Source organism: Bifidobacterium leontopitheci (genome assembly GCF_009193355.1).
GTDB classification, from domain to species: Bacteria; Actinomycetota; Actinomycetes; order Actinomycetales; family Bifidobacteriaceae; genus Bifidobacterium; species Bifidobacterium leontopitheci.
In genome coordinates this window covers 1-13,312 of record NZ_WBVT01000055.1, presented here as the reverse complement: position 1 = coordinate 13,312, position 13,312 = coordinate 1, and the positions used below count along the sequence as shown (strand labels likewise).

The 13,312-nt window shown below is 65.6% G+C and carries 4 protein-coding genes; all 4 read right to left on the bottom strand.

What is annotated here, in order from left to right; all coding sequences use genetic code 11:
* Positions 1–15 precede the first annotated feature (15 nt).
* Positions 16–2,280 carry an ABC transporter ATP-binding protein gene (locus F7D09_RS10525; protein ID WP_193312454.1) on the bottom strand — a complete coding sequence of 755 codons (2,265 nt, stop codon included), beginning with the start codon at positions 2,278–2,280 and terminating at the stop codon, positions 16–18.
* A gap of 1,238 nt (positions 2,281–3,518) precedes the next feature.
* Positions 3,519–4,667, bottom strand: coding sequence for a hypothetical protein (locus tag F7D09_RS10520; protein WP_152235441.1), 1,149 nt, complete (start codon positions 4,665–4,667; stop codon positions 3,519–3,521).
* 885 nt (positions 4,668–5,552) lie between these two features.
* On the bottom strand, positions 5,553–12,056 hold the full coding sequence (locus tag F7D09_RS10515) for a metallophosphoesterase (RefSeq protein ID WP_152235440.1): 6,504 nt from the start codon (positions 12,054–12,056) through the stop codon (positions 5,553–5,555).
* A 118-nt stretch (positions 12,057–12,174) separates the two neighbouring features.
* The gene (locus tag F7D09_RS10510; RefSeq protein ID WP_152235439.1) at positions 12,175–13,122 is read right to left on the bottom strand and encodes a hypothetical protein; all 948 of its coding nucleotides are present in this window, start codon (positions 13,120–13,122) and stop codon (positions 12,175–12,177) included.
* Positions 13,123–13,312 lie beyond the last annotated feature (190 nt).

Genomic DNA, 13,312 nt, shown 5'->3' with positions numbered 1-13,312 from the left:
ACGCGGGGCGCTGGATCAGGCGGCGCCGAGCGTGATCACGGCGTCGCAGTAGTCGAGCACCTCCGCACGGTGGGTGACGATGAGCACCGTACGGTCCTTGAGGGCGCGGATGCGTTCGAGCATGGCGTGCTCGGTGGCGATGTCAAGCGCGGACGTGGACTCGTCAAGCAGCAGCACCGGCGCCTGGCTGTAGAGTGCGCGGGCGACGGCGATGCGCTGCATCTGGCCTTCGGACAAGCCGGAGCCGCGTTCGCCGAGCCGCGTCTCGTACCGGTCGGGCAGCTGGTTGATGAAGCCGGCGGCGTCGGCGATGCGGCAGGCGCGTTCGACGAGCGCGTCGTCGATGTGGGCGGGGTCCGGATCGGGGTCGGCGAAGGCGACGGCCTCACGGATGGTGCCACTCATGAGATTGTTGCCTTGCGGCACGTAGGCGAAGAAGCCGCGTGGGATGGCGTGCGGGGGGATGAGCAGGTCTGCGTCCGGCGTCGCGATGCCGATCCGGCCGGATTGCGGCTGGTAGGCGCCGAGCAGCAGCTTCATCAGCGTGCTCTTGCCGATGCCGCTGCGGCCGGTGATCGCCACGAAGTCGCCGCGGCGGATGTCGGCGGAGAAGTCGTGCAGGACCTCGTTGCGTCCGTATGTGAAATCCACGTGGTCGAGGCGGATGGCGTCCATGCGCGTGTAGAGGTCGCGGGCGGTGAGACCACTGGGCGTGAGACCACCCCCCGCCAGCGGGGGGCGGAGCGAGGACTCCCCGCCATGCGCATGAGCGGCAGAGGCGCCTTCATGATCGTGAGCGGGCGAACCACCCCCCGCCTCGCTATGCTCGGCACCCCCCGCCAGCGGGGGGCGAGAGGTAACGGCATCCGCTCCCGCCGGCGGGAGCTGGCGAGCGGAGCGAGACTGAGGGTGGTCATCCGGCACCAATTCCATAAGCCGCTCGCAGCTGGCGAGCATGGCCGCATGCTGCGGGAACATGCCGCCGATCATCGCAAACGGCGACTGGATCTGCCCGATCAGCTGAATCACCGCCATCATCGTGCCGTAACTCAACGTGCCGTGCAGAATCCCGAAACCGCACCAGACGAAACCAATCAGATAGCCGACGTTCATCGCGCTCGCCAGGCCGGTGCTCGCCACCGCGGTCACCGTCACACGCCGCATCCGCGCACGCTGATGATCCCTCATCCGCTGTTCGGCGAGCGCACGCACCTTGCCGCCCACGCCGAACGCCTGAATCACCAGCAGACTCTCCAGACACTCCTGCAGAAACGAACGCACGCGGCCCTCAGCCTCCTGCACACGCTTGTGCAACCGCTTGAGCAGCCCACGCAGCAGGAACGACGCGCCGACCATCGCCACGCCGCCCGCCACGAACAGGGCGGTCAGGCCGGGAGCGAGCGTGATCATGACCGCGACCACGCCGACGATGCGGATCGCCATCGACGCGGCGTTCGGCGCGAGCGAAACGACCGAGCCGCTGACGACCGTCACGTCGCTGGTAAGCCGGTTCATGAGCTCGCCGGAATGATGCCGCTGCGACTCGGCGATCGGCGCGTCGAGAATGCCGGCGAACACGCGCGAGCGCATCCGGTTGTCCATCGAACTGCGGGCGCGTTCGGCGACAAGCACCGCGAGCGCACGCAGCACAATCTGCACGACGATGGCCACGGCGAACACGACGGATTCGCGGACGAACGCCGTCTGGTCACGGGCGATGGCCGCGTCAATCGCACCACGCATCATCAGCGCGTAGCCGACCGCAATCGCCGCCATCGCCGCCTGCAGCACGCACAGCGCGGCCACCAGCCAGCTCGCGCGGCCGTACACGCCGAGCAGCCAGCGGTAGATGCGCCACGTGGGGCGGTCGGCGTGGGGTTGGGCGGGGGCAGAGGCTGCTGGTTGCGTGGAGGATTGTGACGAACGCGGCTCTTGGGTTGCGGCGTCGATGGCGGCATGGGTGACGTTACCGGGGACATGATCGGCATCAGCAGCGGATTGTGTGGCGGCGCCGGGGGATTGCGTGGAATTATCGCGGGATTGTGCGGATTCAGCAGCGGAATGCGCGGCAGAGGAAGAAGATGCGGAACTGGCGGCGTTTCGCGTGTGACCGGCTGCGGCTTGTGCGGGATCGCCGGCAGGTTCCGTACGACTGACTGCGGGCTGTGCGGAAGTGACGGCGACATGAGCAGGGGCATGTGCATGACGCGTATGAGGCGACGGCTCTGTGCCGCCGCCGATGATGGACTGCCAGCTTCGACCGGCATTCTGCACCGACATCTCATCGGACGATGCCGGAGACGCCCCCGCCACATTCTGGAATCCCGTGGTCCCGTTCATCGCATACCACCCCTCGCACCGGCCGCCTTACCCTTGGCATTCTATAGTAACGGCGGCTCAATCCCAGCGCCGCCGGATGACGCTTGATGCCGGTAGCAAGAAAACGGCTCATTTTGAACCGTATTCCATACTCTTAGGTATCGCGACGGTGACGACGCCTCGCGAGCGGATCGAAAACGTCTTGTGTTGGCCGCACAGGCAGCGCAAAACCACCTCCGTAACGCAGTCAGGCACCTAAGAGCAACAAGCCGAAAACGGACAACCGCATGCCGGAGAACGCAGCGAGCGCCGGCAAGGAGACTGAGATACGGGAATCTTTGACGAACCCGACACAGGATAGGGGCGATGGCCGTGTCCCGCAAGTGCGAAATCGCCAGCCGTGTCGTTACGGGACGTCCCATAACGACACGGCAGCCGTTTTTGCGCTTACGGGAGCACGCGCACATCGTCGCATTGCCGCCCCTGTTGCTGCGAAAGTATCGTCACCCTTCCAGAAACCGCCATTTTTCAACGATTCTGAGATTGCATCGACGTGGCGTCTCCGGATGCCGCGTGTCCCGCAACGACAAAAACACCGTTTCTGCATGTTCGGGACGTCCCGTAACGACACAACGGGCGTTTTTGCACGTTCGGGACGTCCCGTAACGACAGCATCGCCGTTTCAGCACTTACGGGACGCAGAGCGTCTGGCTTTGCCGATTCCGGCTCTTCCGCGCGGTGCTGCGGAGGCGCACACCAATCCCAGCCTGCTGCCTCAGCAGGTGTACGCACGCTGTGACGGTGGAGGCGTATGGCGTGCGCAAGCCCGTCAGACGGCATCGCGCGAACGTGGATCGGCAGACGTGCCACAACTTTGCAAATTCGACGGTCTGGTCGAGCCGTGGCAACCATGTGGGCATGCAACCGACAGAATCGGCCGGATTTCTTGCCACAAGTCGTCCGGAACGCCGATGTTGTCGAGCCGTGGCAACATGCGGCAGTACGTATGCCGACTGCGCAACTCAGCTGGGGATGTCAGCGTCCTGCGGCCAAGAACGGCCTGCGAGCGGCTCAATGCCGGCTCACTGTCGTCCGGCACTTTGCCGGCGCCTAGGCCGACGGATGAGCCTTGCCTGTGGCGACCACCCTCAGTCTCGCTACGCAAGCCAGCTCCCGCCAGCGGGAGCGAAAACCCAGCGCTAATCCCACGTGTGGGGGCCGAGGATGAGCGGGAGGACGAACGGTTCGCGGCAGTCGTCGAACGATTCGCCGGTGAGCTCGGCGAACGACGCGGCGGCATCAGGTTCGCGTTCGCCGCCGATGAACCGGTAGGTGGGGGTCAGCAGCAGGACTTTGTCGAGCAACGAGAGCGCGTGGCCGACTCCGGTAGCGGTCGCCGGCATGTGCATGAAACGTACGGCCTCGTCGACCATGGCGGAGGGGTTGAGCCGGTCGACCTGCGGGGCGGGGGCAGTGCTTGCGCCGCTGGCGGGCGCAAAAGATGCCTGGCCGGCGAACACCGGAGACGGTACAGCTGGCGAAGATGGATGGTCGTTTGCGGCAGGGATCGAGGCTGAAGCTGGTGCAGCCGTCACGCCTGACGCGCGGATTGCGGGTGTGGAAGCGGATCGGGCGACGGGGGCGTGGGGAGCGGTCGGTGCGCTCGGCTTGTCTGACGTACCGCGGACGCTTGCGCCGGCGGTGATGGTCATGGCTGCTGAAGCCGGCTCCGCGTCTGGCGAGCCGGACGCTCCCGCCCCGGCCGCATCATGCACGAAGCACCATCCGTCGAGCGGCACGGTCACGTTGCGACTCCATCCGCGGCGGCCGCGCCACGGCGTGCCAGATGCGGTCACATACGAGCTGCGCCCGCTGCGGGTGACGTGCAGTGCGATCCAGCCGTCGCCGACCAGCCGCACGACGTCGCCGAGATACTGCCGCCACAGCAGGGCGTGACGTTCGGCGCGCGCGGTCGGTAGCGAGGAGAACAGGTAAGCGCGTTCGCGGTATTCGATGCAGATGCCGTTGACTGCGATCATGCCTTGCGTGGGCCAGGCTGAGAGCATGGCCGTCTGCAGCGATTCGAGGATGAGTCGGTCGCGCGACCAGTGCGGGTGGGCGCGCGCGAGTTCGGTGAGCGCGGCGGCTGCTGGTGCTACACGGATGGGGCGGCTGCTTGCGGCGCCGGCAAGCCAGTCGGGGATTGCGAAGTCGTCGAACTGTGCGGATACTGCGTCCGTGGCGTCGGCGGGGATGCGGATGCTGTGTTGGCGTCCTGCGATTTCGCAGACGAGCGGGGATGCGGAGGACGGCTGGGATAGCTGGATTGGCGATGGCTGACCGGCCATGGCGGCACCTCCTTTCCGTACGCGCGATGCCGTTCGTGTTGCCGCCGCAAGATGCACAATGTGCAACTTGCGGTGAAAATGTGATCAATATGTAAAGAAAAGCGGTGGATTGTGCACCTTGAGGTACACAATCCACCGTGATTTCTCCCCAAGATACACAATGTGCAGCTTGGGGAGTGGGTATTGGTCAAGCTGTGGGATAAGGGGAGCGGACGCGGGTGACGCTCCCCCAGTCAGCTTCGCTGACAGCCCCCTCCACCGAGGGGGCCAAGGGCGGGACGGTGCAGCTCGCTCCTGAGCGGCCCCTTGGCGGGAGGCAAGGGCGGGTCGCCAATTGAACCACTCCACCGAGGGGCTGAAAACGGAACGTACTCGGAACGGGGGTTACGAGTACGGTTGGTCAGGTTTTCTCAACCGACCGTACTCGAAGAGCATCGTACGAGTACGGTCGGTTGAAGAATCGTGACGGATGGGGTTAAGTGCGGGAGAGATGGGTGGGACGGGCCGCTCTCAGTCTCGCTACGCTCGACAGTTTTCGCCAGCGGAAGCGGGTGACGCTCCCCCAGTCCGCCTCCGGCTGACAGCCCCCTCCACCGAGGGGGCCAAGGGCGGGCCAGTCGCCACGCGGGGGGCGCTCCCCCAGTCAGCTTCGCTGACAGCGTCCTGCAACTAAGGACGGCCTACGGCCGACTCAATACTGGCTCGCTGTCGCTCGCACCTCGCCTACAAACGCCTCCGGCGTTTGCTTGACGGCTCGGCCCTCCACCGAGGAGGCCAAGAGGCGGAATCGCCAAGCCACAACTGAGCCCCTCCACTGAGGGGGCCGAGGGCGGGATGGTGCAGCTCGCTCCTGCGCGGCCCTTTGGCGGGGGCGAGCAGGGCGGGCTACTGGCGGGCGGACTTGAGCTGGGAGGCGCCGGAGCTCTGACCCGCCAGTTCGGCGATGTTGAGGCGGTAGCCTACCGTGCCGTCGGGCTGCGTGTGCGGCGTGTGGACGGTCGTGCCGTCAAGCGTCTTCCACCAGACATCCACGATCATGTCCTTGTCGAAGTAGGCCTGCGGGATCTTGGTCAGGAAGGCGACGGTCCAGTACTGCGCGGACGGACCGAAATCGTAGCCGAATCCGTTGGCGTCCTGCGGAGTGTAGTAGCCATTGCCGCTGCCCTTGAGATCGGCCCTGTTCCACACCATGTCGGTGGTGAGCGTCACGGTGTGCGCCGCAACCCCATCGACCGCCGGAATGTGGAAGTCGAACCCGGCCTGCGCGTACCGCTTCGTGTCCATGGTGGACATGGCTCGCAGATACGTGGCCTGCGTCTTCTTGACGTCCAGGCCGGCTGGCACCTGCGCGGCGAGACCCATCAGCTTCGCGTCCACGAACTTCGCGTACGCCTTGCCGCTGGTCTTCATGTACGGGTCCTTGAACGCGGGGTCGGCGTACCAGCCGGCGAACACCTTGCCGGACGGCGCGGCCGGCGCGGTCCACTTGTCGGCCGGCAGCTCCGGGAACGAAGCCTGACCGCCCTGGTGCTTGTACCATTCGACCATGTACTGGCCGGCGGCGAGCGAGGTGACCTTGATCGTACGGAACGCGGTCGCGTCGGTGGCGGTACCGTCGAGCACGAGCCGTGCGATGACGGTGACCGTGCCGGATTCGCCGGTGCCGGACTTGGTCAGCACGCCGGTGGCGGGGTCGATGGTGGCGATGTCGGTGCGGTCGACGCTCCACTGCCAGCTCACCTTGTGCTTGCCGATCGTCGCGTCCGAACCTGAGCCAGAACCATCGATGCCGGTGCTCGCGGAGAGCCCCAGCTTGGCGGTCTCCTCGCCCATTTCGCCGTTGGTGCCGGAAATGGTCGGCTTGACGGCGATGAACTCGGTCGAGTCGGACTTGGCGTCCGGGTACGTCTTGGACTTGGCGGTGACGGTCACGTCGCCGGGCTTCAAGACCCTGGCGATGCCGGTGGCGTCGTCGACGGTCACGGTGCTCTCGTCGCTGGAGGTCCAGTCGAGGCTCAGGTCGTGCGCGTTGTCGGGTTCGACGTGTGCGCTCAGACCGAACGTCGTGCTGTTGTTGAGGTTCGCGACGAACGGGTCCGCGCTGTCGATGACGACCGCGGTGACCGGGTTGTTCTCGAACGCTGCCGACTTGCCGTACACCCAGTATTCACCGCCGCCGGTGATGCCGTCGACGCCGTGGCCGTTGATCAGCAGCTTCGCGTACACGGTGCTCGAGCCTGCCGGCAGGGTGGCGGTGATGGTCGCGTTGCCGTCCGCGCCGTCAGCCGACTTGCTGTCGGTGAGTCGCTTGGCGGCGGCCGCGTCGGCGGCGAGCGACTCGAGCGAGGAGACGCCCGCGTCGCCGGCCTGGTAGATGCCGTCGCGCTCGCCGAACCTACCGTCGCCGAGCTTCACGTACGCGGCGCTCGCGTCGCGCGAGTTGCGGCTTGCGACGGTGCCGACGAACGGCTTGACGGCGAGTCCGTTGCCGAGCGCGAGGTTGCCTGCCGCGTCGGGCATCATCGAGACGGTGCCGTTGTTGAGGATGCTCTGGCCGCCGAGCGGCTCGATGGAGCCGCCGGTGATGTACGCGTTCACGCCGGAACCGACGACCACGCGGGCGCTCTGGTTGACCTCGCCACCGGAGATGTCCTTGAACGTGCCGCCGTTGATGGTCAGCGTGCTGCCGGCGCGCGAGTCGACCGACGACACAGTGCCGTCGTTGACGGTCAGGCGGCCGTTGTTGAGCACGCCGCCGTAGCTGCCGGAGTTGACGCCCGCCGGGCCGAATCCGTAGATCTGGCCGCCGTCGATGGTGGCGGAGCCGCTGGCCTGACCGACCTTGAGGCCGTAGCCGCCGTCGCCCGCGCCGATCAGCGTGGTGCCTTTGCCGATGATGGCGTTGGCACCCGCGCCGCTCACGTTCACCGCGTATCCGTTGTCGGATCCGGTGCCGTACTTGGTCTGCAGGGTGACGGTGCCGCGGGTGATGAGCGTGGCGTTGGTGCCGAGCACGACCGGCTGGGCGCTGGTCCAGATGCTGCCGCCGGCGCGCACGTCGTTGATGGTGATGCCGCCGTTCGTGCCGTCGAGCACGAGCCGCGCGTTGTCGTTGACGCCGATCTCGGCGTACGCGATCGTGTGCGCGCGGCCGTCGCCGACGATGGTGACCGGGTGGTTGAGGTACACGCGACGCGAGTCGTTGACGAACCAGCCGGATTCGATCTCGAAGTCGCCGCACAGCACGATCTTGCTCACGCCGGCGTTGCCGAGCGCGCTCTTGAACGAGCCGGCGTCGCAGGCGTTCACGGTCTGGCCGGAGTCGGCGGCCTTGAGCGCGTCGAGCGCGGCACGGTCGGCGACGAGCTTGTCATGGTTGGTCACCTTGGCCTTGTCGGCGGCCGACAGCGCGTTGTACGCGGTTTCGGCGGCGACGATGGCCGCTTCGTCGCCGGTCTCCACGTCGGAGGCGGCGGGCAGTGCGGCGATCTGGTCGATGACCTTCTCGGCGGCCGTCTTCTCGGCGGTGGCCGCCTTGCTGATGGCGAACGAGTCGATCTGCTGCGAGGCGCCGTTCTCGACCTTGTACGCGCGGTAGTACAGCGTGTCGCCGTCGATGTTGACGCCGGCGTAGGCGGGCACGTTCAGCGCGAGGCTGACCGCGGATTCGACGGCCGGGTCGTCATGCTGCTCGTAGTTCTTGACGCCCGCGGTGCCGGCGATCGCGTACACGACGCCGTTCGGGTTCTGCGCGACCTGGAAGTTCTGGCCTTGGAAGGCCTGCGTCTTCGTGGTCACCGCGGTCTTCTTGCCGTTGCGGTCGAGGAAGTCGGTGCGGTTGTACGTGTGGTCGTGGCCGGAGAGCACGAGGTCGATGTGGTTGTTGGCCGCGAACTTGGTCAGCTGCGCGCGGATGGCCACCACGTCGGCGTCCGCATGGTGCGGGCCGTTCGAGTACGGCGACTTGTGGAGGACGATGATCTTCCACTTCGCGTCGGAGGAGCTGACGGTCTTCTGCGCCCAGGCCATCTGGCCGCTGGAGATCGAGTCGTCGGCGGCGAGGTCGTTGGAGTTGAGTACGACGAACAGCGCGTTCTTGTACGTGTACGAGTAGTAGGTGCCGCTCGTCTGGTCCTGGTCGGGCACGTCGAGGTTCTGGATGTTGAAGTGGCTCATGATGGAGTTCGGGTCGCTCACGCCTTCGACGTGCGACTTGTCCTCATGGTTGCCGGTGGCGGCGGTCACGGCCATGGACCGTTCCTGGTCGCCGTCGAGCAGCCACGTCCAGTAGTCCTCGTTGGAGCCTTCGTCCACGACGTCGCCGCCGTGCACGGTGAACGCGGTGCCGGGCAGCTGGGACTGCGCGGCCGTGAGCGTCTTGTGGTACGTGTCGTAGTCCGATTGGGTCATGCCCTGCGAATCGTCCACGTTGAGGAACGAGAACGAGTCCTTCGTGTCGTCGCTCGAGCCGGTGACGAACCGCGTGGTGGAGCTCCAGAAGTCGCCGGAGCTGACGCGGTAGTAGTACGGCTGGCCGACGGTCAGCCCGGTGACCTGCGCCGAGTACTTCGTGTAGAAGTCCTTGCCGTAGCCGGACGTGAGGCCGAGGTTGAGCAGCGTCTTCGGCTTGACGACCTGCTCGGCGGTCGCGTCGACGGTGCTGATCACACTGTCGCAGCCGGCGTCGCGGCACACCTGCACCTTGCCGGGTTCGGTGACTGTGTCATAGGCGTGCGTCTTCTCGTCGACCTTGGACGTGTCGTAGAACGAGCGCGCGTACCAGCGGAAGGCGCGGTCCTTGACCGTGTCCTTGCCGAGCGACATGGAGATCTGCGTCGGCTGGCCGGAACCGGCGGCCGTGTCGTCAGGGTCGAACGGCGTCTTGTGGCCGGTGTACGCGATTGTCACCGCCTTGCCGGAGTTCTCGACATCGTCCTCGCCGACCGAATCGGTGGACATCTGGTCGATGATCGTGCCGATGATGCCGCCCATGCCGGTCAGGAAGCTGGGGCTCATGTACTCATTGACCTTGTCGTCCACGATGGAGCGGATCTTGGCCGCGTTGAATCCGAACGTGTCGAGCGTGGACTTCAGGTTGCCGTTCGACGTGGCTAGGTTGAGCACGGTCAGCCACAGGCCGCTCAAGCCCAGGTTCCAGCGGACGGTCAGCGTGGAGGTGATGTGGTCGAGCACGCCGTTGCCGCCCTGCGGCACGATGGTCTCGAGCAGCAGGTTGATGATGTCCTTGACCAGATTGCCCTTCTTGATGGCCGCCGAAGCCGCCGCGATCTTGTCACGGTTCACGCCGGACGTGTTCTCCGCGCCTTGCAGATGGTTGGTCATCAGGTCGGAGACCATGGCGACGAGCGCATAGTCGCTGCCGGCGACCGGCTGCATGGCCGAGATCTTGTCGACCACCTGCTTGATGACGCCCGCCAGATAGTCGGGCTGCTGCAGGTACTGCGTGTCGATCTGCGACATCAGGTCGCCGACGATCGCCATAATCTCGTCGTCGCTGATGGTCGTCTCGCCCAGCAGCTGGGCGACGCCGCCGATGCCCTTCAGATGCAGCCCGCCGTTCGCATACCAGGCCTGCGCGGTGTACATGCCTCCGGTGATGGTCATCGGGCTGGCCATGTACTCGCGCAGATAGTCGAGCACCGTCTGCTTCAGGTCGAAGTCGGGCTGCTCCTTGGCCAGATAGTTCTGCAGGCCCTGCTTGCCGATCTTCTCAAGCATCGGGCGCACGGTGCCGACCGCCATGTTCGTGATCAGGCCGGAACCGTACAGCTTCTGCTTCGTATACGCCTCAAGATCGTTGATCTGCTGCGTGTTGTCGGCCGTGTTGCACTGCGTCCACCGGCCGGACGGGTCGGCGGGCAGGGTCACGCCGTAGCCGCAGTGCACGGTCAGCGTCACATGCTTGCTCGGATTCTCGGGATCACGGCCCACGGAAACGGTCTTCACGTCCATGGTCTCCGCGTGTCGCTCGCCGTTGCCGCCGGCGGTCTCGGCGGGCAGCTTCTGGCCGCGGTAGAAGGTCACGTAGCGCACGGGCGTGCCGTAGCTGGCGAGCGCGCCGGTCTGGATGTCGACGAGCGGGTTGCCCTTGGGCGAGACGTAATCCGCGCGGTCGTTGGCGTGCATGTGGCCGGTGAACACCCAGCGCATGCCGGCGTCGGCGAGCGTGGACGCGACCTGCTGCCAGTTGTCGACCACGTACTCGTTGAGGGTCTTGTCCTCGTTGACGAAGTGGGGCACGATGCCGTGGTGGAGGAAGCCGATGACGGTCTTGCCCTTGGCGTCGGCGTCCTTGGTGACGGAGGCGATCCACGGAAGGAGGGTCGGGTCGACGCGGCCGGCGGTCACGTGCTCGTTGTAGTCGTAGCCGGTTTCGGCGTCGGGGCTGTAGCGGCCGGAGTCGATGGCGATGAACCGGTAGTCGCCCTCGTCCACGTAGTAGCTGAGCTCGCCGGCGACGGCCTTGGGGGTGCCGTCCGCGGTGCGGTAGTGGTCGGCGCTGTTGAAGTCGGTGTTATCGTTGCCGGGGTTGTGGAAGAAGTGGCTGGGCGCGCTGCTGTTGGCCGCGCGGTCGGCCTTGTCCTGCTGGGCGGCCTCGTCATAGCCGAAGTCGCGCATGACGTAGCGGAAGTACGCGGGGTCGGTGGCGCCCTGGGTGATGGCCTTGCCGGTGGAGTCGGTGGTCTGGAAGTGCGGGTCGTTGCCGATGAACGTGTGGCCTTCCGAATCCTTGATGCTGGGTGCGGGTTCGCGCTGGCCGGTGCCCTCGTGGAAGTTCCAGGCGTCGGTGTTGTAGATGTCGTGGTTGCCGTTGATCACGAACACCTTGGTGGCGTTCTTCTCGCCGTACTTTTCGGCGGTCTTGGTTTCGATCTCGCGGAACTTGGCGGCGATGTCGTATTCGGCCTGCTGTTCGCCGTCCTTGGTGAGGTCGCCGGTGACGAGCACGTAGTCGGGGTGGTCCTTGATGATCATCTGCACGGCCTGCTCGGAGATTGCGTTGGACTCCTCGAGCAGCTTCGGGTCGCCGCCGACATAGTCATGGAAGTCGTCATTGTCGTCCGCGTAGTTGGCCGGATAATAATGCGTATCCGACAGGACGCCGATCTTGGCGGTGCCGGCGGCCTTGTTGTCCGGACCGGCCGGGGTTTCGGCGGCCGCGGCCTTGGTGTCGGCGGGGGCAGCGGCCTGCGCGGCGGCCGTTTGCGTCGCGGCTGCCGGCTGCGTTTGCGTTGCGGCGGGGGCGGCCATGGCGATGCCGGACGGCACGGCCATGGCGATCATGGTCGCCACTGCGAGCAGCAGGCCCGTGATGCGCCGGTTGGCGGCGGTGAGCGTTCTCATGACGCGCATGATGGCTGCGTTCATGATTCCTTCTTTCTCTGCGTGAGCCGACGGTACTCCCCCGGCACGTGGTTTCGTTTCAGTTATAAGAATGTTGCGATGATGATGTGGCGCAGTTGGCTGGATTGCCAGCGGGCGTTCATCAAGAATTTGTTTTGGGCGTGGCTGTTGCTGTTGCCGCGGCGGCAGTTTCGGTTGCCGCTGCGGCGGCCGCGGTCGCGTAATCCAGTCCGGTCATGGCCTCGAAACTGGTCTTGACCGCCTGCTCGCTCATGTCGCACGTGAGCACGTAGATCGGCACGCGGGCGATCAGCTTGTCGAGCAGGTCGGTGGCGAGCATGGCTTCCTCGGCGTCGCGCGTCAGGTAGATGCGGTTCATGAGCTCTTCGACGGCCTCGTCGACAGTGGCCTTGCGGATCGAGCAGGTCGTGCCGCGTTTCAGGATCGCGATGCCGCCCAGCGGCACCTGCACGTTGCGCTGCCAGCGTTCCTTGCCGGACCACGGCGTGCCGCATGCGAGCGCGTTGCCGTCGTCGAGACGAAAGATCGGCTTGTCACCGTTCACCGGCAGCACTGACGGGCCAAGATAGCGCCGCCAGAGCCGGATGTGCGTGGACTTGCCGGTGCCGCTGAACGCGGTGAACACGTACGCGCGGCCGGCGTACTCGATGCAGGCGCCGTGGAAAGTAAGCCGCCCGAACCGCAGCATCTGCCGGGAGACCTGATCGTAGGCGAGCTGCCATTCGGCGAACGCGGCGTCCGCCGGCGGACGGAACGTGATGATGTTGCGCACGCCGCGTGCGTTGTATGTGGTGTGGATTTGGGCTGGGGCTGGGGCGGGTTTCGATGTGGGATTGGATGCGGCGTGGGTTTCGCTGCCTGCCGGCTTGATGATATGGCCGTCGAACATGCCGTAATATGCCGGCGTTTTGGGGTCTTTGAACTCGATATCGCAGGTCACATCGGCGACCCGGCATTCGAGGATGCCCGGATTATCGTCAAGATCGCCGGACTCTTGCGAAGAGTTCGTTTCGGAGATGGCTTCGAGGTTCGTTTCGGGGCCAGCCCCAGGGTTAGCGTGTTCCATCATTCACCACATATCCAGATCACGTTGCATTGTGTGCTGCGGATTTTCGCTCCGCTACACGTTCTTGGCCCCCTCGGTGTGAACTGCACCCCGATTGTTGGACTGCGATAATGCAGATTCGATGATTGGAGGTGCGGTTTCTCATGTGTGGGGATCGCAGGCGTCATTACGACGACGGTTTCATGAGGAAGGT

What these genes read in the sequence shown, in the direction of transcription:
- F7D09_RS10525 (WP_193312454.1), bottom strand. Translation starts at nt 2,280, where the DNA reads ATGTCGGTGCAGAATGCCGGTCGAAGCTGGCAGTCCATCATCGGCGGC.
- F7D09_RS10510 (WP_152235439.1), bottom strand. Translation starts at nt 13,122, where the DNA reads ATGATGGAACACGCTAACCCTGGGGCTGGCCCCGAAACGAACCTCGAA.
- F7D09_RS10515 (WP_152235440.1), bottom strand. Translation starts at nt 12,056, where the DNA reads ATGAACGCAGCCATCATGCGCGTCATGAGAACGCTCACCGCCGCCAAC.
- F7D09_RS10520 (WP_152235441.1), bottom strand. Translation starts at nt 4,667, where the DNA reads ATGGCCGGTCAGCCATCGCCAATCCAGCTATCCCAGCCGTCCTCCGCA.